Genomic DNA, 20167 nt, shown 5'->3' with positions numbered 1-20167 from the left:
GTACACACACGATTGGGTAGCCAGTGCTTCTGAAAACCTTCGGCTGGTCGTTCGCGGTTACCGCGCTCGGCCTGGTCGCGGCGGTGTTCTACGGGGGGTGGACGGGATTCGGGGTCGTGGCGATCCTGTCGATCCTCGAGATCTCGCTGTCCTTCGACAACGCGGTGGTCAACGCCGGGATCCTGAAGAAGATGAATGCCTTCTGGCAGAAGATCTTCCTCACCATCGGTGTGCTGATCGCTGTCTTCGGCATGCGGCTTGTGTTCCCCGTCGCGATCGTGGCCATCAGCGCCAAGATCGGCCCGATCGAGGCCGTGCGGCTCGCGCTCAACGACAAGGACCAGTACCAGCAGCTGGTCACCGACGCGCACCCGTCGATCGCCGCCTTCGGTGGCATGTTCCTCCTGATGATCTTCCTCGACTTCGTTTTCGAGGACCGTGACATCAAGTGGCTGGGCTGGCTCGAGCGCCCGCTCGCCAAGCTCGGCAAGATCGACATGCTGTCGGTCTGCATCGCGCTCATCGTGCTCATGATCTCCGCGATGACCGTCGCCACCCACGCCCACCAGCATGGCGGGACGCACGCGGACAAGGCGGAGACGGTGCTGCTCTCCGGCGTCGCCGGACTCATCACCTATCTGATCGTGGGCGGCCTCTCCGGCTTCTTCGAGAACAAACTCGAGGAAGAGGAGGAGCGTGAGCACGAGGAGGAGGAAGCGGCCAAGAGGAGCGGCAAGAAGGTTCCTGCGGTCGTCATGGCCGGCAAGGCCGCGTTCTTCATGTTCCTCTACCTCGAGGTCCTGGACGCGTCGTTCTCCTTCGACGGCGTCATCGGCGCCTTCGCCATCACCAACGACATCGTCCTGATGGCGCTCGGCCTCGGCATCGGCGCGATGTACGTCCGGTCGCTCACGGTCTACCTGGTCCGCCAGGGCACCCTCGACGACTACGTCTACCTGGAGCACGGCGCGCACTACGCGATCGGCGCCCTCGCGGTGCTCCTGCTGGTCACGATCCAGTACGAGATCCACGAGGTCATCACCGGCAGCATCGGTGTCCTCCTGATCGCCTGGTCCTTCTGGTCGTCCGTGCGCCGCAACCGCGCGCTTGCGGCGGCCGAAGGGGACTCGGGGTCGGACGAGAAGGCCGAGGTCTCGTCCGGCGTCTGACGTCCTGACGTTCTGACCTCCGGGGTGTGACCGGGGGCCCAGTGAGGAACGCTTCAGCGGGGCGGTCTTCGAGGTGGACTCCTCGAAGACCGCCCCGTTCGGTATACGCACGCGACTTTGGGGGCGGCAATGTCCTTCTGGGACGGTTTATGGCGTGGGCGCTCGATGGACTTCGAGTCGGGCAGCGCCGCGACCAACTCCATCGAACTCACCAAGCGGCATCCGACGGTCTCGCTCAACAAACAGGGCGCGGCCACCGGCAATCTGCGGGTCAACCTCTCCTGGCAGATGCGTACGTCCGACATCATCGGCAAGCAGCGCGGGGGCGGCGGCCTGCTGCGGCACCCCTTCAAGATGTTCCAGCCCGACGTGGTGCAGGCGCACACCCAGGGCGTGGTCAACGTGGACCTGGACCTCGGCTGCCTGTACGAGCTGGTGGACGGTGCCAAGGGTGTCGTACAGCCGCTGGGCAGCTTCTTCGGGAGCCTCAACGCGCCGCCGTACGTGAAGCTCAGCGGTGACGACCGGTTCGGTTCGCCGTCCGGCGAGACGGTCTATGTGAACCTCGACCACCGGGAGTCGATCAAGCGGCTGCTCTTCTTCGCGTACATCTACGACCAGACGCCCGCCTTCGACCGCACACACGCCAAGGTGACGCTCTACCCCAGCAACGGCCCGCGGATCGAGATCGACCTCGACGAGCGCCAGCCCCAGGCCCGGTCGTGCGCCGTGGCCTCGCTGGAGAACGTCAAGGGCGAGCTGGTCGTGCGCCGCGAGGTGAAGTTCGTGTACGGCTTCCAGGCCGAGCTCGACCGTCTCTACGGCTGGGGACTGCAGTGGGGCCGGGGCTACAAGGCGAAGGCGGGCGGCGGCTGAGTGCCTCCCTGCGGGGCTCTCGGCGCCCCTGGCCCCTCCTCCTCAGCGGTTCAGGAACTGCGGCCCCTGCGGGGGCAGCCGGAAGTTCGGGTCGGGCATCGGCGCGACCGGCTGCGGATAGCCGTACGAAGGCTGTGCGACCGGCGCCGGTTGGGCGGGCGCGGGCTGCGGATAGCCGTACGAAGGCTGCGGCATGGGCTGGCGCGTTGGCTCGGGCGGATAACCGTACGAGGGCTGGGGCGCCGGCGCGGGGAAGGGCTGCGGAACCGGCGCGGTGGGCGCGGCGGACGACGGGAAGGGCTGTGGCGCGGGCTGCGGCTGGGCCTGGGCCTGGGCCGGCTGCGGGAGCGAGGCCTCGGGCGTCGGCTCGGGCACGGCCTCCGACTCGTCCACGGAGATGCCGAAGTCGCCTGCGAGGCCCTCCAGACCGTTCAGATAGCCCTCGCCCAGGGCGCGGAACTTCCAGGCGTCGGCGCGCCGGTAGAGCTCGCCGCAGATCAGCGCGGTCTCGGCGCCCGTCTGCGGGGTGATGTCGAAGTACGCAAGGGGTTCGCCCTCGGTGGTGGCGGCGTCGTACAGCAGGATCCGCAGCGCGCGTACGCGCTCGAAGGGGACGTCCTCCGCCGAGGCGACGAGCAGGACCCGGCTCACCGCGGGATCGAGGCCCGCCATGTCCGTCTGGATCGTGTCGGTCAGGCCTTCGGCGACCCGCTTCTTTCCAAGGCGCCAGACCTTGCCGGAGGGGTGGCGCGGCTGGTTGTAGAAGACGAAGTCCTCGTCGGACCGCACGCGGCCGTCGGCGCCGAGCAGGAGCGCCGACGCGTCGACGTCGGGGACTCCCTGTCCCGGGGTCCAGCGCAGCACGGCGCGGACGGCCGTGGCTTCGAGCGGGACGTTCGACCCCTTCAACATCGCGTGCGTCATGCGGTCATCCTGCCTTCCCGGTCGCGGACGGGACAACGCGGGGGTGACTGTGTGTGGTGTCTGTGTCTGACATGGCCGGGTTACCTGAATTTCATGCCCACGGGGAACCCTTGACACCCGTCCCTACGTACTATTACCGGCCACATCACGTCGGGCCGCGCCGACGAGTACAGGGGAATTTCATGCGTCATTTCGGGCATATTGCCCCAGAGGTGCGACAGCGCCTCTTCCATCGGGAGCCGTGCGACTTCACCGCCGACTCCTCTCCCCGCCTGCTTGCGGCGGCGCTCGGCGCCACGCTGTACAGCCCTGCCACACGCCCCCGGCTCGCCGACGACATCCTCAGACAGGCCGGGCGTGGCGTGATCTCGATGGTGCTCTGCCTCGAAGACTCGATCGACGACGCGGAGGTCGTCGGGGCCGAGGAGAACCTGGTCAGACAGTTCGCGGACCTGGCCGCCCGGAAGGATGCCAAGCCGCCGCTGCTGTTCATCCGGGTCCGCACCCCCGAGCAGATAGCCGACCTCGCCCAGCGCCTCGGCGACGGCATCCGCCTGCTGTCCGGATTCGTGCTCCCCAAGTTCACCGAGGAGCGCGGCGTCCCCTTCCTGGAGTCGCTCTCCGCGGCCGAGGCGGCGACCGGGCGGCGGCTCTTCGCGATGCCCGTCCTCGAATCGCCCGAGCTGCTGCACCTGGAGAGCCGCACGGAGGTCCTCGCCGGGATCGCCCGCACCGTCGACAAGTACCGCGAGCGGGTGCTCGCGCTGCGCCTCGGCGTCACCGACTTCTGCTCCGCGTACGGCCTGCGCAGGCCGCCGCACATGACCGCGTACGACGTCCACATCGTGGCCTCGGTCATCGCCGACGTGGTCAATCACCTCGGCAGGGCCGACGGCACGGGCTTCACCGTGACCGGTCCGGTGTGGGAGTACTTCCGCGTCCAGGAGAGGATGTTCAAGCCGCAGCTGCGCCGCAGCCCCTTCCTGGAAGGGCGGGCGGAGGAACTGCGGCAGGCGCTCATCGAGCACGACATCGACGGGCTGCTCCGTGAGATCGAGCTGGACCGGGCCAACGGCCTGCTCGGCAAGACCTGCATCCACCCCTCGCACGTGCTGCCCGTGCACGCGCTCTCGGTCGTCAGCCACGAGGAGTTCAGCGACGCCGAGGACATCCTGCGCCCGGAGCGGGGCGGCGGCGGGGTCATGCGCTCGGCGTACACGAACAAGATGAACGAGGTGAAGCCGCACCGCGCCTGGGCCGAGCGGACCCTGCAGCGCGCCGAGGTGTTCGGCGTCGCGCGCGAGGACATCGGCTTCGTGGAGCTGCTCACCGCCGGGCTCTCCGGTTGAGGAACGTATTGAGGAACGTAGGGACTGTGAACGACGACATGGTGTGGTCCGGGACGTGGGTCGCCGAGCGGCTCGGCGTGGAGCTCGTCGGCGACGCGAGCCTGGGCGAGCTGCTCGGGCTCGCCCTGCGCCGCAACCCCAAGCGCGCGCACCTGCTGGTGTCGAACGTCCTCGGCAAGCATGTGCCCCAGCGGCCTTCCGTCGTGTACGCGGCCGGGCACGACCTGGGTGTGAGGGCGCGCGCCCTGCTCGGCGACGCCGAGGCCCGGCGCGCGGTCGTCATCGGCTACGCGGAGACGGCGACGGGCCTCGGCCACAGCGTCGCGGACGGCATCGGCCTCGCGCCCTATCTGCACTCCACGCGCCGCCCGGTCGACGGTGTGCGCCAGGCGGGCGGCTTCGAGGAGTCCCACTCGCACGCGACCTCGCACCTGCTGCTCCCGGCCGACCCGGAACTTCTTGCCGGGGACGGCCCGTTGGTCCTGGTGGACGACGAGTTCTCCACCGGCAACACGGTCCTCAACACGATCCGCGCGCTGCACGAGCGCTATCCGCGCGACTGGTACGTCATCGTGGCGCTCGTCGACATGCGCTCGCCCGAGGACCAGGGCCGCCTGGCCGCCTTCGCCGAGGAGATCGGCGCGCGGGTCGACCTGATCGCGATGGCGTCCGGCACGGTGCGCCTGCCGGACGGCGTCCTGGAGAAGGGGCAGGCGCTGGTCGCGGAGCACGAGGCGGCGGCGCCGCTTCCCACGCCGCGCCGGGAACGGGGCACCGTCACCCGGGTCGAGCTCGACTGGCCCGCCCGGGTCCCGGACGGCGGCCGCCACGGGTTCACGCCCGAGCACCGGGCGGCGCTCGACGCGGCGCTGCCGGGGATGGCAGAACGCCTCGCCCGGGCGCTGGCCCCGGATTCCGCACCTGTCCCTGCCCGCGTCCTCGTCCTCGGCTTCGAAGAGCTGATGTATGCGCCGCTGGCCCTGGGGGAGGCGTTGGAGGAGTGGCTGGGCGGCAGCGACGCCGAGGTCCGGTACTCCACCACCACCCGCTCGCCCGTCCTCGCCGTCGACGACCCCGGCTACGCCATCCGCAGCCGCCTCGTCTTCCCCGCGCACGACGAGCCCGCCGACGGGCCCGGTGAGCGGTACGCGTACAACGTCGCGGGCGGCGGCTTCGACGCCATCGTCGCCGTGGTCGACTCCGTGGGCGACGGACCCCAACTGCACGCGCCCGACGGCCTGTTGGCGCAGCTCGCCGCGCACACCCCGCAGGTCCTGCTCGCCGTCGTGCCCTCGTACGTCCCCGAGAGCGTCCCCGAGCACGCTCCCGAGCACGCCCCTGAAAGGCCCCTTATGCTGCCCGAGCCCCTCCGTGGCCCCGACTTCTCCTCGTACGCACCCGAAGACGTCGGCTGGCTGCTGCAGGACCTCTCGGACGTGACCCTGGAAGCGCCCACCGAGGAGCGCGAGGAGGCGATACAGAGCGGTGGCGCGCACTACGCCGAGTCGCTGCCCGTCGAGTATCAGCCGAGCCCGCAGTACCAGGAGCTGTTCCGGGCCGCGCTCGACACCTCCGCCGCGCGGATCGCGCAGGCCGTCGGCACCGTCACCGAGACCGTGCTCGCCGAGCGTTCCCCGCGTCCGGTCCTCGTCTCCCTTGCCCGCGCAGGCACGCCCGTCGGCGTGCTGATGCGCCGCTGGGCGCACCACCGGCACGGCCTCGACCTGCCGCACTACGCCGTGTCGATCGTGCGCGGGCGCGGCATCGACGCCAACGCGCTGCGCTGGCTCGCCGCCCACCACGACCCGGCCGACGTGGTCTTCGTCGACGGATGGACGGGCAAGGGCGCCATCACCCGCGAACTGGCCGACGCCGTGCGGGAGTTCGAGGAGTCCGGTGGTCCGGCCGGCTTCGACCCGGAGATCGCGGTGCTCGCCGACCCCGGCTCGTGCGTGCGCACCTATGGCACCCGCGAGGACTTCCTCATCCCCTCGGCCTGCCTCAACTCGACGGTGTCCGGCCTGATATCGCGCACGGTGCTCCGCGCGGACCTGGTCGGCCCGGACGACTTCCACGGCGGCAAGTTCTACCGAGAGCTCGCCGACACAGACGTCTCCCTCGACTTCATCGACGCCGTCGTGGACCGCTTCGACGAGGTGGCCGACGCCGTCGCCGCCCAGGTCAAGGAGGTGCTCTCGGCGGACAGGGCGCCGACCTGGGAGGGCTGGGCGGCCGTCGAGCGGATCAGCGAGGAGTACGGGATCCACGACGTGAACCTGGTGAAGCCGGGCGTAGGCGAGACGACGCGCGTGCTGCTGCGCCGCGTGCCCTGGAAGATCCTGGCGCGCGCCGGTGCCGGTGCCGACCTCGATCACGTACGACTCCTCGCCGAACAGCGCGGCGTACCGGTCGAGGAAGTGGACGAACTCCCCTACACCTGCGTCGGACTGATCCACCCTCAGTTCACGCGCGGCGCCACCGGCACGGACGGCAAGGCGGTGGCGGCCAAGTGAGCACTCCCCGCACTCCCCGCACGGTGCTCGTCGCCAGCGACCTGGACCGCACCCTCATCTACTCCGCCGCCGCGCTCGGCCTGACCATGCCCGACGCCGAAGCGCCGCGCCTGCTCTGCGTCGAGGTCTACGAGAGCAAGCCGCTGTCGTACGTCACCGAGACCGCCGCCGGGCTGCTCGACGAGGTCGGTCGCGGCACGGTCTTCGTGCCGACGACCACGCGTACGCGCGAGCAGTACGGCCGCATCCATCTGCCGGGCCCCGCACCGAAGTTCGCGATCTGCGCCAACGGCGGGCATCTCCTCGTCGACGGGGTGTCCGACCCCGAGTGGCGTGCGGACGTCGACCGCCGCATCGCCGCCGATTGCGCCTCGCTCGACGAGGTCCGTGCGCACATGGTGCGCAGCGCGGACCCGGCCTGGCTCCTGAAGGAGCGGGTGGCCGAGGACCTCTTCGCGTATCTGGTGGTCGAGCGTTCCCTGCTGCCCGAGGGCTGGGTCAAGGAGCTCGCGGTGTGGGCGGACGCACGCGGCTGGACGGTCTCCCTCCAGGGCCGCAAGATCTACGCCGTGCCGAAGCCGCTCACCAAGAGCGCGGCGGTGCGCGAGGTGGCACGGCGGATCGGCGCCGACGAGATCCTCGCGGCCGGGGACTCGCTCCTCGACGCCGATCTGCTCCTGGCCGCCGACCGCTCGTGGCGTCCGGGCCACGGGGAACTGGCCGACACGGGGTGGACGGCCCCGGGCCTCACGGTGCTGCCGGAGCGCGGGGTCGCGGCGGGGGAGGAGATCCTGCGGGGGTTCATCGCGGCTTCGAGGTGAGGCTGCGGCTGTTGCGACTTCAGCCGCAGCAGCCCCCGCCGCAGCAGCCGCCTCCGCCGCCCCCGCCGGCGCTCGGGCCGGGCGCGGCGCTCGTCCCGCCGACGGCCACCGCCGAGAGCAGCTTGACGGTGTCCTCGTGCCCGGCGGGGCAGGCGGCGGGGGCCGAGGACTCGGCCATCGGGCGGCTCAGTTCAAAGGAGTCGCCGCAGGAACGGCAGCGGTATTCGTAGCGGGGCATGGGCACAGGTTAACCAGCGCCCCGCCCCGGCACCACGGCCCCGGCCTCCGGACCACGCCCAAGCGCTCCGCGGGAAGTGCCGCGAGGTGCCGTCGCTCGTCTGCGGCTGTGCCGTGGCTGGTCGCGCAGTTCCCCGCGCCCCTTCGGGGCGCACCGGACCCCACCGAAGCCGCTCAGCGAACCACGGTCCCGGGCCCCGCCCCCAACAGCCCCAGTTCCGCCCTGGTCGCCTCGCCGTCGAGCAGCAGCTTGGCCTGCGCGGACGCGGCGGTGCCTGCCGGTGTCTCTTCCGGTACGCACAGCGGCAGTTGACGTCGAGGCAGACCGTCGTGCCGTGCTCCCGGGCCAGTTCGAGGGCCCGCAGGCAGGCGTCCCCGGCGGACGGGCCGAGGGCCGGGGTGATGCCGGTGCGCCCGCGTCACGCGTCGCGCCGCTCACGTCGACGCCCTCGGCGCGCAGCGTACGGAGCACCAGCTCCCCCGCCTCGTCGTCGCCGACGGCGCCCGCCCACGCCGCGGTGTGTCCGAGGCGGGTCAGGCCGATGGCCACGTTCGACTCGGCGCCCGCGATGGGAGGTCCATCGAACCGCCCGGCTTCAGCGGGCCGCTGCCGCGCAGGGCGACCATGGTCTCACCGAGGGTGAGGACATCAACGGCGCTCTCGATTCCGGCCGCGCTCATCGGCGTACCCCCGCGACCGCCACGAACTCCGCGGCGCGCTTGCGCAGTGCGGCCAGGTCCCCGCCGTCCGCCGCGTCCCCGACGAGCGGCGAGCCGACGCCCACCGCGACCGCGCCGAGCGCCAGATACTCCGCGGCGGCCACCGCGTCCACGCCGCCCACCGGCACCAACGGCACGTCGGGGAAGGGGGCCCGCAGTGCCTTGAGGTACGCGGGTCCGCCCATGGCCTACGCGGGGAAGATCTTCAGCGCGGTCGCGCCCGATGTGCCGGCCGCGATCACGTCGGTCGGGGTGAGGACCCCGGCGGCGACGGGCAGCCCGCGCCGCACCGCTTCGTCCACTCCGGCGCCGAGCCCCGGCGTCACGACGAGATGGGCGCGGGCCCGGCGCAGCACGCCGAGCGCGTCGGCGCCGCTGAGGGAGACCTAGACGGTCAGTGCTTGGAGTTCGCGTGCTCGGCGTGGCGTACGGCCTCGGGGTGGCGCGCCTTCCAGTACGGGTTGTCGTGCGGCAGGGCCGAGCCGACACGGCCGTACATCCCGAAGAGCATCAGCAGGACGCCCACCACAAAGCTGAACAGCACGTTCTGGATCTCGAAGGCCAGGAAGTTGTAGTCGCTCTCCAGCAGGGCGAGATTGACGAAGCCGCTGAGGACGAACAGGACGCCGAGGCTCATGTTCAGCGTCGAGGCGAAGTTGCCGCCGATCACCATGCCGACGAAGAGGAGCAGCCCGACACAGATCGACAGGACGCTCAGCGCGCCGTTGGTGTTCAGGGTGGCGACGGTATCGCCCTCGGTGTCGAAGAACCCGATCCTGTCGATCAGGCCGAGGATGCCGAACGCGAGCAGGACGAGTCCCATCAGACCCGCGCCGACGCGGTAGACGGTGCTGAGGCGGTGGTCGACGGGCAGGTGCTCGTTCAGCGTCACATGCCGCCTGGGCCGCTTCGTCCCCGGGTGAAGTACATGCGTGGCCATGTCCGCCTCCTTGGTACGCGGGGAGGCCGCTTCATACGTGGCACTGCGTGCGGATCGCCGCGTGCGTAGTTCCAGGATCCGCCCTCGGCGCCCGGACCGCCAACCACGGCCGCCGCCACCCTGGGGCTGCTACGCCCCCTGGCCCCGCTCCTCCCGGATCTGCGTGACGACACGGGCCACCGTCCGGCGCACGCCCTCGGTCTCGGTCAGGAAATGCCAGTAGTCCGGGTGGCGGCCCTCCAGGGACGCCACCGCGCGGTCAAGGCGGGCGACGGACTCGTCGAGCGGGCGGGCGTGCCGCTGCTCCGGGGTGTGGCGGCCCGCCATGGCCAGGCGCTGGGCGTCGCGGATGGCGAAGCGGGTGCGCTCGATCTCCTCCTGTGGGTCCTTCGCGACCGCGTTGAGCCGCCGCAAGCGGTCACCGGCGGCCGAGACCGCCTCGTCCGTCGAGTTCAGCAGGGCGCGGACCGTGGAGAGCAGGGACGTGGCGTCCGGCCAGCGTTGCTCGTCGCGCGCCTGTCCGGCCTCCTTGAGCTTGGCCTCGGCCTGCCGCACGTTCTCCGCGGCCTGGTCGGGGACGCGCTGCAGGTCCTGCCAGCAGGCGGCGGTGAAGCGGCGGCGCAGCTCGCTGAGGATCGGGTCGACCTGGCCGCTGCGGGTGGTGAGGGCCTGCGCGCGCGTACGCAGCGACACCAGACGCCGGTCTATCTCGGCGGCCCGCTCGGGCAGCCGCTCGGCCTCGGCGCGCACGGCTTCGGCGTCCCGCAGGACGCGGTCGGCGCGCTGCAGCGTCTCCGGCACGCCGTGCTGTCCGGCTCCTTGATTGAGCTTGGTCAGCTCCGGCCCGAGGGCGGCGAGGCGAGCGGCCAGATCATCGGCCTTGAGCCCGGCGCCCCGGACGGCATCCAGTGCGTTGCTGGCGGCGAGGAGGGTCTGCCGGGCCCGCTCGACGGCGGGGGCGAGCCGGGCGAGCTGCGTCTCCGCCTTGTCGAGCAGCGGGCCGAGCCCCTCCTTGAACCGGTCGAGGTCCTGCTTGGCCTTGCCGAGATCGTCCTTGGCCTGGGTCAGCTCGGCCCGCGCACGGGCGGCGACAGAAGCCTCGAGATCATCCCGGTCGAGATCGTGCGCGTCCACGGCGCTGATGTACTGATGACTCACCTCGTCGATCCGCCGCCCCATGGCCTCGAAGTCCGAGACGGCGCGCTGTGCGGCGGGCGACGCGTCGACGGCGACGATGGTCTCGATGGAGATCCGCAGATCGCGCTGGGCGGTGTCCAGTTCGTAGAAGGCGGCGGCCGCCGCGTCCTTGGCGGCCTGCGCGTCGGCCCGCATGCTCTCGCCCCGCCCGCCGAACCACCGCCGGGTGCCGCCGCCGGCGAAGGCGGCGGGGAGGGCGAGGGCGATGAGGGGGAGGGGCAGGAGGGCGAGCGCGACGACGTCACGGAGGGCGCTGTGGCGGGAGGCCCGGCGGGAGGCCCGGCGGGAGTGGGGGCTGTGCGGCCACACGCTCCCGCGGCGACGACGCACATTCGGCGTGCTCGGCGTGCTCGACGTATCGGAATTGCTAGACGTGTCTGGCGTGTACGGCTGCGATGGTGTCGCCGTCACTATCCCTCTCCCGTGCTGTCATCCGCCTTGCCCGGTGTCACATTCTCCCACCGGTTAATGACGAACACACGGGTCGGTTAGTTCGCGTCGCACCTCGCGACTTTGCCGTCTTCGCTGCGGGCGGACACCGGGTACGGAACGCGTTTGGGAGGCACCCCTACCGGCAAGGTAGGCTGTCGAAACCTTCCGGGCGCGTAGCTCAGGGGTAGAGCGCTGCCCTTACAAGGCAGATGTCGGCGGTTCGAAACCGTCCGCGCCCACCGGGAAGAAGACCCCCAGCCGATCATGGCTGGGGGTCTTCGGGTTTCTCATCAACTCGGGGGTGGATCGTGAGCAGGAGGCGCTACGTCGCCAGAGGTGTGCCCGGCGGCTACAGGATCTGGGACAGCCGAGGGCGTCGGTGGTGGGGCGATCTCTACGAGCTCTGTCCTGACGATCTGCTGACCGAGCTGAACGGGCAGGCGGACCACGGGAGGATCACCGCCCTGATGAAGCGGTACCGCGCCCAGAAGCGATAGGCGGCCTTGCGGATCTCGCCGTAGACGCAGCCCGATCCCGGGCCGTAACTGATGGCGTAGACACTGCCGTTGACGGGGGACTCGAAGGGGTACGCGTGGTGAATCAGCGCCCCGAGCCCGGATGCGTCCTGCGGTACCTGCGGTCCCAGCGCTCCTGGCGTTCCTTGCGCAGGCGGTAGTCGCGGTACGTCTTCGGGTAGCCACCGCCCCCTCCGCCTCCGCCGCCGGAGCTCCCTCCGGAACCGCCTCCGGAGCCAGAGCCGCTTCCGTTCTTGGAGCCCGCGCGGTCGTACTGCTGGAAGATGAAGAAGACGAGTGCCGCTGCGGCCAGCCACAGGAGTGGCTGATTGAAGCCCAGGCCGATCAGGGCGAGGACCAGGACGACCAGCAACAGATTCATGGCAGCACCTCCTCGGCGTAGAGGGAGTCAACGCCCGCCGTCATTCCGTGTCAATGGCTTTCTCATGGACGTGTTTGAGGTGCGCGCGGGCCGCCACCGCGTCCGGTCCCGTCACCTCGTCCCAGAAGCGATGACAGGTGACAAACACCGCCAACTCCCGCTCCCGCGCGCGGAGTTTCTCCACCTCCGCCTGTTCGTCCGGGGTCCAGCCGGGGGACGCGGGGCGCTCCACCTTGCGCCAGCCGTGGTCGTCGCTGAAGCCGTCCAGGGGCGTGACCGACCAGGGGAGCCGCTTCAGCAGGGCCAGGAGTTCGGCCCGGACCTGGTGCAGCTCCTCCTGTCCGGCGAGGAGGTCGCTCGGGAAGTCGTACGCAGGGGTTGCAGGCACGACGTAATGGTACTCCTGTTCGATTTTGAGGAGCGAGCGAAGTCACGCCTGAAACGGGTGAACTTTCCGGCCCTCGCCTCAACCGCCCCGGACGCGGCAAGCTGTAGGCATGTGCCGCAGCATCAAGACGCTCCGTCCGCCGTCCATCCCCGAAGACGCCACCGAGGAGGAGATCCGGGCCGCGGCGCTCCAGTACGTGCGCAAGGTCTCCGGATTCCGCGCCCCGGCCGCGCACAACCGCGAGGTGTTCGACCGCGCTGTGGACGCCATCGCCGAAGCCACCGCCGAGCTGCTCGAAGGGCTCGAGGTGCGGGGGGCGAGCAAGGCGAGCGCCTAGGGCCTGTCCGATGGGTCGGGCCGGTCTTTGCGCCGGGTGGCGATTCAGCAGGGCCGAGCGGGCCCTGGTGCGTGCAGCTGCAAGGCGGAGGAGGGCGACAACGCGGAGCGTTGGCAACCGACGACAACGCGGGAGGGGGCACCTCCCTGCTCGAGCGAAGCCGAGAGCTTGGGGGAGTGCGTGCCAGGGGTCGCGACCCCGGCAGGACCCATCGGACAGGCCCTAGCCCCGCCCCAGCGGTCCACGCCTAGTGCGTCGCAGCCGCCCGCGGCCGCCGCACCAGGAACGCCGCCCCCGCGCCCGCGCCGAACAGCGCGACCAGGGAGACGCCCGTGGCCAGCCACGTCGCGCCGAGCCACTGCCCGCCGAAGTAGCCGAGCGCCACGCTGTACCCGGCCCAGGCCACGCCCGCCAGTGCCGACCAGGGCAGGAACTCGCGCACCTTGCGATGGGCCGCGCCGGCCGCGAGTGAGACGATCGAGCGGCCCGCGGGGGCGAAGCGCGCGATGATCACGAGGGCGCCGCCGCCCCGTGAAAGGGCCGTGCCGAGTCGTTCCTGCGCCGTGGTGAGACGGCGGGAGCGGGCGATGGCCCGGTCCAGACGCTCACTGCCGCGACAGGCGAGACGGTAGACGGCGAGATCGCCGATGACCGAGGCGGTGGCCGCGCAGAGCAGGAGGGCCAGGATGTCGGGGACCTCCTGCGGAACACGCCCCGTGCCCGTCCCGGCCGCGGCCGCCGCGGTGGCCGCCGTGATGACGAGGACGCCGCTCGGCAGCACCGGGACGACGATGTCGAAGAGCACGGAGAGTGCCACTACCGCGTAGATCCATGGGCTGCCGGTCAGTGCGCCCAGATTTTCCAGCACCGAAATTCCCCGTAACTCCCCGGTCGACGACTTGGCTGCCGCGACGTCGCGGGGGAGCGGCAGGGGCGGCTTGTGACAGCTGTACAGCGTACGCCGCGCCCTGTGCCGGAGATCCACTGGGGGCTCAGATGTTCGCTACATCACGTTCACCCGGCTGCCCCTTCCGACGCGGCGTAGGGCGCCGAAGTCCCGTACGAAAGACCCGTATGGAGTGACATCGGCTGATGGATACGGAAGGAGCTGGGCGATGGTGGCAGGAGTACTCGCCGGGACCGTGGCGGCGGCGGTGTTCGCCGCGGGCGGTGGTGCGGCGGGTGACGGAGCGGCGCACTGTTACCGGGTGCGGGTCGATGGGCAGTTCGCGCCGCCCTCGGCGTTCGTGCCCTCGCCCGCGATCACGTACGACATGGATCTCGTGCCCGCGGCCTCCTGGATCGGGGTCGAGCAGCACGGGAAACCGGGCGGCAGCATGACGGTCACCCTCCGGGTGAAGGGGCTGAAGGCGGGGTACGCGTACGGCGCTCATGTGCACCAGAAGCCGTGCGGCGCCGAGCCGACCGCGGCCGGCGGTCACTATCAGCACCGCAATGACCCGGTGCAGCCGTCGACGGACCCGGCCTACGTCAATCCGCGGAACGAGGTGTGGCTGGACTTCACCGCGGGCCCGGACGGCGCGGGCAAGGTGAGCGCCCGCCACAGCTGGGAGTTCCGGCGGGGCGGGGCCGGGTCCGTCGTCCTGCACCGCGAGCAGGGCGGTGCCGGGGACCGCGTCGCGTGCTTCACGGTGCCGTTCGCCCCGCGCTGAGGGGGGAGGCCGGACGCGACGGAGCCCCCTTCCCCGTATTCGTACGAATACGGGGAAGGGGGCTCCGTCGAACCGCGTGGGAGCTACGCGGCCACCGGCGTCCGCTCCGACTCCGTGTCGTCCTTGCGCTCGCCGCGCGCGGCGAAGAGACGGTCGATGCCGAGCGCGCCGGAACCGGTGAAGACGAGCAGGAGCAGGGCCCAGCAGAACATCGCCGAGGCCTCTCCGCCGTTCTCCATCGGCCACAGGGCCTCCGGCTGGTGCACCTTGAAGTACGCGTACGCCATCGATCCGGACGAGATGAACGCCGCGGCGCGGGTGCCGAGGCCGAGGGCGACCAGGCCGCCGCCGACCAGCTGGATGACGGCCGCGTACCAGCCGGGCCAGGTGCCCGCGTCGATCGTGCCGCCGCCCATCGCGCCGCCGAGCACGCCGAAGAGCGAGGCGGCGCCGTGGCAGGCGAAGAGCAGGCCGACGACCATGCGGAACAGGCCGAGTGCGTAGGGCTGGGCGCTGTTGAGCCGTCCAGTCATGGTGGGGGACTCCTTCGGTTTGGGGACGTGAACCGAGTGGAGGCCCAAGGTTAGGCGCACCTAATCGATACTTGCAAGTTCAACATCTGGCCATTCGGACGGTTCCGCTTCCGCCACCGCTTCCGCCACCGCTTCCACCGCAGAAGCCGCCGAGGCCGTCGCCGCCGTCCGCAGCACGGCCCGCGCCACCGCGTCCGCGTCCGACAGGGTCACCGAGTCGACGCCGGGCCTGGCCCCCGCCGCCGTCACCCAGTGCACGCCCTCCGTGGGCACGCCGAACGCGAACCGCCGTGCGTGCGCCCGGCCTTGACGGTCGATCAGACGATACGGGCGGGGTGTTACGTCAAGGCCTCCGGTTTCGTAACCGTCGACGACATGGGGGCGGCACTGCCCCGTCCGCACGAGCCGCCCGAGCAGTTCGTCCGCGGTGCGGCGCACGTCCGGCTCCGGGAGCCGCGCCTCGATCAGTGTGGTGGCGCGCACAGCGGACCCCGGGACGTCGGGCGAGTGCGCGCGGAGGGTCCCGTCCGCGTCGGCCCGCACGTCCAGGCGCGGACCGAGAACCTCCAGGACGCCCGCATCGATCAGCGCCGTCATCTCCTCGATGCGCCGCCGGGGCGGCCCGATCGACAGGAAGGCGTTGAGCGGCGTGTACCAGCGGTCCAGGTGGGTGCGCCGGGACGGTCCCGCGATGCCGCCGTGGTCGACGATCAGGCGCAGCTCGTTGCGCAGGTCGCGCAGGACGTCGAGGGCGGACTTCAGGGGGCTCGCAACATTGCCGAGCGCGGCCTGCGCGGCGTCATCGCGCAGATACGTCAGGAGCCAGCCGCGGAAGTCGTCCGGGGAGCGGAAGGTGCGTCCTGCGCACGGCCGCGCGAGGCGGTCCCAGGACCAGCGGGCGGCCCCGGTGATCCCGAACTCGTCCAGGACCAGGGCCTCTTGAGGGCTGCGGTGGGGTACGTCGAGGAACGCGGCACGGAAGGCGGCGGACCGCTCTGCGGGGCGGACGAGCGCCGCGTAGTAGACCGTCTCGACCTCCTTCGCGACCAGCGGCCATATCTCGTCGAGGAAGTCGGGGGCGGCACCGCTGTCCGCGCGCTTGCGGAAGCGGGCTATGACGTCCGGGGTGAGGACGGCAGGCTCGTGCCGCCCGTACGCGCCCTTCGCGTTGTCGCCGCGCGCCTGATAGGGGATGCCGCGCCGCGAACCGGCGTACAGCTTCGGCTCGTGCCCCGACGGCAGGTAGCGCAGGCCGCCCGACGGCGCGGTCACGAAGCGTCCGCCGCGGCCCTGCGTGAGGAGCGCCATGTGGTCGAAGAAGTTCAGGCCGAGGCCGCGCAGCAGCACGCGCTCGCCGGGGGCGATCGCCGAGAGGTCGACGTCGGCGGGGTTGGCGGGCGCGATGTGCCGCAGGCCGTGCCGGGCGGCGTGCTCGGCGAGGGGCCGCTCCGCTTGGTCGCCGGTCGAGGGGAGGTGCCCCTGCGCGAGGACGACGGCGCTGAGGCCGGAGATCTCGCGGCCGTCGTCGAGCATGAGGGACTGGGGGCCGTCGTCGAGTGCGGGGGCGGGGGCGCCGTGGCCGCGCTGGTGGGGCAGTCGTGCGGGTGGCGGCGGGGCGTCATCGGGTACGTGTGCCGGCGCACCGCCGCCCAGCACGTCGCGTCCCGCGCCGTGGCCGCGCTGGTGGGGCAGTCGGCCGCTCTCGGGTGCGGGTGGCGGTGGGTCGTCGTCGGGTATGTGTGCCGGCGTACCGCCACGTAGCACGTCGCGTCCCGCGCCGCCTGCCCCCTTGCCCGTCGGGTCCAGCCGCACGGCCCGCGCCGCGTGCACCTCGACGCGGACCTCGTCGGGGGCGCCGCGCAAGGTCTCGGCGAAGACCCACTCCAGGTAGCGGCCGTAGCAGGCGCGCGTGGGGTAGTCGTCCGGGCCGAGTCCCGGTGCGTGCCCCGCGGCCGCCCACTCGTACAGGCTCGGCCCGCGCAGGACGGGCCCCGCGCAGTCGACGCTCTCGTCGGTGAAGAGGGTGACCTGCGAGGCGACCGTGTTCATCAGCAGCTCGGACGGCTGGGCGGTCCGCCAGACGCGCCCCGGGCCGGGCGGCGATGGATCGACGACGTGGACCGTCAGCCGTGCGCCCGGCGGCAGGAGTTCGCCGGCCGACGCGCAGAGGCGTTCCAGAACGCTGGTGCCGCGGGGTCCCGCGCCGACGACGGCGACAGCGATGTCCTGGTCCGGTGCGGTCGCTGCGGGTGCTGCGGACAAGGGCGTGACTCCGGGGCGTAGAGGAGCTGGAAGCGGATGGTCCGCCTCCTTGGAAGTCATCGGAAGCGGATGGTCCGCCTCATCATGCCGCCGGAAGCGGGGAAGTCGAACCCCGATGCGGAGGATCGTAGTCCGGGTGTGGGCCGTGTCACGCGGGGCCCGTGGGGCGGGTTTCGCCTTTGCCTAGGAAAGTCGTGACTCCTCCGTCTGCTCCAGGCGCACCGCCCCGCGCACCGTCCGCGCCTGCTCCAGGCGCACGCTCGCCGAACGGCCGCGCAGCGTCAGCGTCATGAGCTGGTTCCCGAACCAAGGGCCGCCCGTTTTGCGCCAGTTGATGGCCGCCCGTGCCGTTCTGCCGTGCCGTATGAAGCGGCGGCCGAGCGCCCGGCCCACCTTGCTCCAGCCGAAGTGGAAGCCCAGCTTTATCGACGCGTGGATGGAGTTGTGGACGGGGGAGCAGGTCAGCTGCAGGACGCGCGAATCCGGTCCGCCGCCGCCCGGCCACGTCGGTTCCGCGATGTACGCGTGATGGACGTCGCCGGACAGGACGCACACCGTCGCCGGGGCGCCGGCACCGCTGCCCGCCTCGGCGATCAGCGACGTCAGCTCGTCGAACGACGCGGGGAACGCCGCCCAGTGCTCCAGATCCGAGCGCCGGCGCAGGTTCTCGCCGAAGCGGGCCCAGCGCTCGCCCCGCTCGCCACGGCACAGCGCGGCGTTCCAGCCCTCCGCGTCATGGATGAGATGGGGCAGCAGCCAGGGCAGCGATGTGCCGATCAGAAGGTGGTCGCAGCCGCCTTCGAGGGCCTGCTCGCGCAGCCAGCGCGCCTCGTCCGGGTCGAGCATCGCGCGGCTCTGCTCGTCCAGGACACGGGCCGCGCGGGTGTCGACCATGAGCAGACGTACGCGGCCGAAGTCCCGGCGGTAGCTCCACCGGGTCGCCGTGGGGTCGGCGTCCGAAGCGGCGGCGAAGGCGCGCAGGGTGTCGGTGCCGTCGGGCGTCGCGCACACCGCCGCGTACAGCTCGTTGCGTTCGAGTTCGGCGGGCGGCAGATTGCCGAGGTGCTGGTGGACCCAGTACGACATCAGGCCGCTCAGGACGCGCTCGCGCCACCAGGGGGTCGCGCGCATCTCGGTGAGCCAGGAGGCGCTGGTGTTCCAGTCGTCTATGACGTCGTGGTCGTCGAAGATCATGCAGCTCGGCACGGTGGAAAGCAGCCACCGCACCTCGGGGTCGAGCCAGGACTCGTAATAGAGGTGGGTGTACTCCTCGTAGTCCGCGACCTGATCACCCGGGGGATCGGTGAGACTCCGGCGGGCGGCGAGATAGCGGCGAGTGGCCTTGGACGTCTGGTCCGCGTACACCTGGTCGCCGAGCAGCAGCAGGACGTCGGGGCGCTCGGCGTCCGGGGCGGCGGCTATCCGGGCGGCCAGTGTGTCCAGGGCGTCGGGGCCCACGGGGTCGTGCTCTCCGCTCGGCGGGGCCGCCCAGCGGCAGGACCCGAAGGTGACCCGCAGCGGTTCTTCGCCGCCCTCGCCCGGCATGCGGATGGTGCTCGGCGGAAAGGGCGAGTCCGGCAGCGGCCACACCGGAGCGTCACCGCCGCCGAGCCGCACCTCGTACGCCGTCTCCGTGCCAGGCCGCAGTCCCGTGACCGGGACGATCGCGTAGTGGTGGCCGTCGATCTGGAAGGTGTGCGCCGTGCCCTTCGCGCCGTCCGCGCACCGCACTTCGGCGGTGCACGGACGGTCGGCCTCGACCCAGACCGTCGCCGTCGAACCGTCGACATACCTCAGCAGCGGACCCAGGCGCAGCCGTGCCACGTTGATCACTCTCCTCCGTCGCCCCGTACGGTACGGAACGACGGAGGTTCATGGGGAGGTTCCGGGGATCAGGATCAGTTGCTGATCAGCAGCCGTTGAGGATCGACGACAGGGCGCTCTTCTCCTCCGGGTTCACCGTGAGGTCGTAGTGGTGCTTCACGTCCACCCACATCCGGGCGTAGTAGCAGTGGTACGAGGTGGTGGGCGGCAGCCACTCGGCCGGGTCCTGGTCGCCCTTGCTCTGATTGACGTTGTCGGTGACCGCGATCAGCTGCGGACGGGTCAGGTCGTTGGCGAAACCTTCCCGCTGGTCGGTCGTCCAGCCGCTGGCGCCGGACTTCCAGGCCTCGGAGAGCGGTACGACGTGGTCGATGTCGACGTCGGACGCGGCGGTCCAGGTGCCGCCGTCATAGGGGGACTCCCAGGTGCCCGAGGTCGCCGCACAGCTGGAGTCCTGCTCGACGTCGGTGCCGTCCCGCTTCAGGACGACCTCGCGGGTGTTGCAGGCGCCGGACTGGGTGCTCCAGTGCGGGAACTTCTCGCGGCTGTAGCCGTCGGACGAGCCCTCGGCCTGCTCGGTCAGCTGGCCGAGATAGGTGCGGGCGGTGGCGGCGGAGACGGGTTCCGGGGGAGCGGCCTGGGCGGGGCTGCCGGTGAGGAATGTCGCACCGACGGCGAGGGCGCCGGCGGCGGTGAGAGTGGCGAGACGTCGACGCGCGTAGACAGCGGACATGCGAACTCCCTTGATGTGGGGGGAAGTTGACCTATGGGGTGGTCATGGTGACGCGGTGGGGTTTCCTGCGGATGTGCGTCAGGTGACAGGGTCGCGTCAATCAGGTGGTCAGTTCAAGGGTTCTGGCGCCGTGTCATGAGTGCTCATGCGTGCGGGAGTTGGTGCGGCCCGTGCGCGGGCGTTGGCGCGACCCCGGCATTCGTGACCTGGATCACGGATTCCGGGGGCCGAAAGGTCCTGGACCGGGCCCCTCGGACGTCGCGTACGATGTATGACGCAGAAGGGGAGTAGCTCTTCGCCGGACCGTCGACATACTGCTCAGCTCGCCTGAGCCGGCGCCCG

At 71.3% G+C, this 20167-nt stretch carries 21 protein-coding genes, 1 tRNA gene and 1 pseudogene; 9 read left to right on the top strand and 14 right to left on the bottom strand.

Annotated features, from left to right (window positions below; translation table 11 throughout):
- Positions 1 to 23: 23 nt before the first annotated feature.
- A complete protein-coding gene (locus tag AB0O76_RS03415) occupies positions 24 to 1169 on the top strand; it encodes a DUF475 domain-containing protein (protein WP_360762598.1) in 1146 nt (381 codons plus the stop codon).
- Positions 1170 to 1298: 129 nt separating this feature from the next.
- Positions 1299 to 2045 carry a Tellurium resistance gene (locus AB0O76_RS03410; protein ID WP_365484833.1) on the top strand — a complete coding sequence of 249 codons (747 nt, stop codon included), beginning with the start codon at positions 1299 to 1301 and terminating at the stop codon, positions 2043 to 2045.
- A 42-nt stretch (positions 2046 to 2087) separates the two neighbouring features.
- Here AB0O76_RS03410 and AB0O76_RS03405 read toward each other — a convergent pair whose 3' ends face one another.
- Complete coding sequence (locus AB0O76_RS03405; protein ID WP_365484830.1) at positions 2088 to 2969, bottom strand: TerD family protein; 882 nt, start codon at positions 2967 to 2969, stop codon at positions 2088 to 2090.
- 182 nt (positions 2970 to 3151) lie between these two features.
- Between AB0O76_RS03405 and AB0O76_RS03400 the strand changes: the two genes are divergently transcribed.
- The 3 genes from AB0O76_RS03400 to AB0O76_RS03390 all read left to right on the top strand — a co-directional run bounded on the left by AB0O76_RS03400 (position 3152) and on the right by AB0O76_RS03390 (position 7652).
- Positions 3152 to 4318, top strand: coding sequence for an HpcH/HpaI aldolase/citrate lyase family protein (locus AB0O76_RS03400; RefSeq protein WP_365484827.1), 1167 nt, complete (start codon positions 3152 to 3154; stop codon positions 4316 to 4318).
- Between the two features lie 38 nt (positions 4319 to 4356).
- On the top strand, positions 4357 to 6831 hold the full coding sequence (locus tag AB0O76_RS03395) for a phosphoribosyltransferase (protein ID WP_365485530.1): 2475 nt from the start codon (positions 4357 to 4359) through the stop codon (positions 6829 to 6831).
- 86 nt (positions 6832 to 6917) lie between these two features.
- The gene (locus AB0O76_RS03390) at positions 6918 to 7652 is read left to right on the top strand and encodes an HAD family hydrolase (protein WP_365485528.1); all 735 of its coding nucleotides are present in this window, start codon (positions 6918 to 6920) and stop codon (positions 7650 to 7652) included.
- A 19-nt stretch (positions 7653 to 7671) separates the two neighbouring features.
- Here the strand turns inward: AB0O76_RS03390 and AB0O76_RS03385 are convergent, their stop codons facing one another.
- From AB0O76_RS03385 to AB0O76_RS03360, 6 genes and pseudogenes are all read right to left on the bottom strand, one after another.
- The gene (locus AB0O76_RS03385; RefSeq protein ID WP_365484825.1) at positions 7672 to 7890 is read right to left on the bottom strand and encodes a zinc ribbon domain-containing protein; all 219 of its coding nucleotides are present in this window, start codon (positions 7888 to 7890) and stop codon (positions 7672 to 7674) included.
- Between the two features lie 9 nt (positions 7891 to 7899).
- Positions 7900 to 8439, bottom strand: a complete 540-nt coding sequence (locus AB0O76_RS03380) for a PfkB family carbohydrate kinase (protein ID WP_365484822.1) — start codon at positions 8437 to 8439, stop codon at positions 7900 to 7902.
- Complete coding sequence (locus AB0O76_RS03375) at positions 8424 to 8570, bottom strand: hypothetical protein (RefSeq protein ID WP_365484819.1); 147 nt, start codon at positions 8568 to 8570, stop codon at positions 8424 to 8426. The genes AB0O76_RS03380 and AB0O76_RS03375 overlap by 16 nt, the downstream gene beginning before the upstream one ends.
- A pseudogene (locus AB0O76_RS03370) lies at positions 8567 to 9001 on the bottom strand (aldolase); the annotation flags it as partial. The pseudogene AB0O76_RS03370 and the gene AB0O76_RS03375, both read right to left, overlap by 4 nt.
- Positions 9002 to 9003: 2 nt before the next feature.
- Positions 9004 to 9549, bottom strand: a complete 546-nt coding sequence (locus tag AB0O76_RS03365; RefSeq protein ID WP_365484816.1) for a DUF4383 domain-containing protein — start codon at positions 9547 to 9549, stop codon at positions 9004 to 9006.
- Positions 9550 to 9678: 129 nt separating this feature from the next.
- Entirely contained in the window at positions 9679 to 10968 is a 1290-nt protein-coding gene (locus AB0O76_RS03360) for a hypothetical protein (protein WP_365485526.1), read from the bottom strand.
- Positions 10969 to 11345: 377 nt separating this feature from the next.
- Here AB0O76_RS03360 and AB0O76_RS03355 point away from each other — a divergent pair.
- Positions 11346 to 11417 (top strand) — tRNA-Val (locus AB0O76_RS03355).
- A 69-nt stretch (positions 11418 to 11486) separates the two neighbouring features.
- The gene (locus AB0O76_RS03350) at positions 11487 to 11675 is read left to right on the top strand and encodes a hypothetical protein (RefSeq protein ID WP_365484813.1); all 189 of its coding nucleotides are present in this window, start codon (positions 11487 to 11489) and stop codon (positions 11673 to 11675) included.
- 103 nt (positions 11676 to 11778) lie between these two features.
- Here the strand turns inward: AB0O76_RS03350 and AB0O76_RS03345 are convergent, their stop codons facing one another.
- Together AB0O76_RS03345 and AB0O76_RS03340 are read right to left on the bottom strand one after the other, a co-directional pair.
- Complete coding sequence (locus AB0O76_RS03345) at positions 11779 to 12075, bottom strand: hypothetical protein (RefSeq protein WP_365484810.1); 297 nt, start codon at positions 12073 to 12075, stop codon at positions 11779 to 11781.
- Positions 12076 to 12115: 40 nt separating this feature from the next.
- On the bottom strand, positions 12116 to 12463 hold the full coding sequence (locus tag AB0O76_RS03340; protein WP_365484807.1) for a hypothetical protein: 348 nt from the start codon (positions 12461 to 12463) through the stop codon (positions 12116 to 12118).
- A 109-nt stretch (positions 12464 to 12572) separates the two neighbouring features.
- Here AB0O76_RS03340 and AB0O76_RS03335 point away from each other — a divergent pair, with 109 nt between their 5' ends.
- Positions 12573 to 12800 carry a DUF2277 domain-containing protein gene (locus AB0O76_RS03335; RefSeq protein ID WP_365484804.1) on the top strand — a complete coding sequence of 76 codons (228 nt, stop codon included), beginning with the start codon at positions 12573 to 12575 and terminating at the stop codon, positions 12798 to 12800.
- Between the two features lie 247 nt (positions 12801 to 13047).
- On the opposite strand, the gene AB0O76_RS03330 is transcribed toward AB0O76_RS03335, so the two are convergent.
- A complete protein-coding gene (locus tag AB0O76_RS03330) occupies positions 13048 to 13668 on the bottom strand; it encodes a VTT domain-containing protein (protein ID WP_365484801.1) in 621 nt (206 codons plus the stop codon).
- 247 nt (positions 13669 to 13915) lie between these two features.
- On the opposite strand from AB0O76_RS03330, the gene AB0O76_RS03325 reads away from it, so the two are divergent.
- Positions 13916 to 14473, top strand: a complete 558-nt coding sequence (locus AB0O76_RS03325) for a superoxide dismutase family protein (protein ID WP_365484798.1) — start codon at positions 13916 to 13918, stop codon at positions 14471 to 14473.
- 83 nt (positions 14474 to 14556) lie between these two features.
- Here the strand turns inward: AB0O76_RS03325 and AB0O76_RS03320 are convergent, their stop codons facing one another.
- The 4 genes from AB0O76_RS03320 to AB0O76_RS03305 form a co-directional block, all read right to left on the bottom strand.
- The gene (locus tag AB0O76_RS03320) at positions 14557 to 15006 is read right to left on the bottom strand and encodes a DoxX family protein (RefSeq protein ID WP_365484795.1); all 450 of its coding nucleotides are present in this window, start codon (positions 15004 to 15006) and stop codon (positions 14557 to 14559) included.
- A 60-nt stretch (positions 15007 to 15066) separates the two neighbouring features.
- Positions 15067 to 17268, bottom strand: a complete 2202-nt coding sequence (locus AB0O76_RS03315; RefSeq protein WP_365484793.1) for an FAD/NAD(P)-binding protein — start codon at positions 17266 to 17268, stop codon at positions 15067 to 15069.
- Between the two features lie 183 nt (positions 17269 to 17451).
- Positions 17452 to 19092, bottom strand: coding sequence for an alkaline phosphatase D family protein (locus tag AB0O76_RS03310; RefSeq protein WP_365484790.1), 1641 nt, complete (start codon positions 19090 to 19092; stop codon positions 17452 to 17454).
- Positions 19093 to 19177: 85 nt separating this feature from the next.
- Positions 19178 to 19825, bottom strand: a complete 648-nt coding sequence (locus tag AB0O76_RS03305) for an HNH endonuclease family protein (RefSeq protein WP_365484787.1) — start codon at positions 19823 to 19825, stop codon at positions 19178 to 19180.
- Between the last annotated feature and the right edge of the window lie 342 nt (positions 19826 to 20167).

Source organism: Streptomyces sp. NPDC086554 (genome assembly GCF_040686095.1).
In the GTDB taxonomy this organism is placed as follows: domain Bacteria; phylum Actinomycetota; class Actinomycetes; order Streptomycetales; family Streptomycetaceae; genus Streptomyces.
The sequence above is the reverse complement of the archived record's forward strand: the minus strand, read 5'-3'. Positions and strand labels throughout refer to the sequence as shown.

What these genes read in the sequence shown, in the direction of transcription:
- AB0O76_RS03410 (WP_365484833.1), top strand. Translation starts at nt 1,299, where the DNA reads ATGTCCTTCTGGGACGGTTTATGGCGTGGGCGCTCGATGGACTTCGAG.
- AB0O76_RS03405 (WP_365484830.1), bottom strand. Translation starts at nt 2,969, where the DNA reads ATGACGCACGCGATGTTGAAGGGGTCGAACGTCCCGCTCGAAGCCACG.
- AB0O76_RS03400 (WP_365484827.1), top strand. Translation starts at nt 3,152, where the DNA reads ATGCGTCATTTCGGGCATATTGCCCCAGAGGTGCGACAGCGCCTCTTC.
- AB0O76_RS03395 (WP_365485530.1), top strand. Translation starts at nt 4,357, where the DNA reads ATGGTGTGGTCCGGGACGTGGGTCGCCGAGCGGCTCGGCGTGGAGCTC.
- AB0O76_RS03390 (WP_365485528.1), top strand. Translation starts at nt 6,918, where the DNA reads ATGCCCGACGCCGAAGCGCCGCGCCTGCTCTGCGTCGAGGTCTACGAG.
- AB0O76_RS03385 (WP_365484825.1), bottom strand. Translation starts at nt 7,890, where the DNA reads ATGCCCCGCTACGAATACCGCTGCCGTTCCTGCGGCGACTCCTTTGAA.
- AB0O76_RS03375 (WP_365484819.1), bottom strand. Translation starts at nt 8,570, where the DNA reads ATGAGCGCGGCCGGAATCGAGAGCGCCGTTGATGTCCTCACCCTCGGT.
- AB0O76_RS03365 (WP_365484816.1), bottom strand. Translation starts at nt 9,549, where the DNA reads ATGGCCACGCATGTACTTCACCCGGGGACGAAGCGGCCCAGGCGGCAT.
- AB0O76_RS03345 (WP_365484810.1), bottom strand. Translation starts at nt 12,075, where the DNA reads ATGAATCTGTTGCTGGTCGTCCTGGTCCTCGCCCTGATCGGCCTGGGC.
- AB0O76_RS03335 (WP_365484804.1), top strand. Translation starts at nt 12,573, where the DNA reads ATGTGCCGCAGCATCAAGACGCTCCGTCCGCCGTCCATCCCCGAAGAC.
- AB0O76_RS03325 (WP_365484798.1), top strand. Translation starts at nt 13,916, where the DNA reads ATGGTGGCAGGAGTACTCGCCGGGACCGTGGCGGCGGCGGTGTTCGCC.
- AB0O76_RS03320 (WP_365484795.1), bottom strand. Translation starts at nt 15,006, where the DNA reads ATGACTGGACGGCTCAACAGCGCCCAGCCCTACGCACTCGGCCTGTTC.
- AB0O76_RS03305 (WP_365484787.1), bottom strand. Translation starts at nt 19,825, where the DNA reads ATGTCCGCTGTCTACGCGCGTCGACGTCTCGCCACTCTCACCGCCGCC.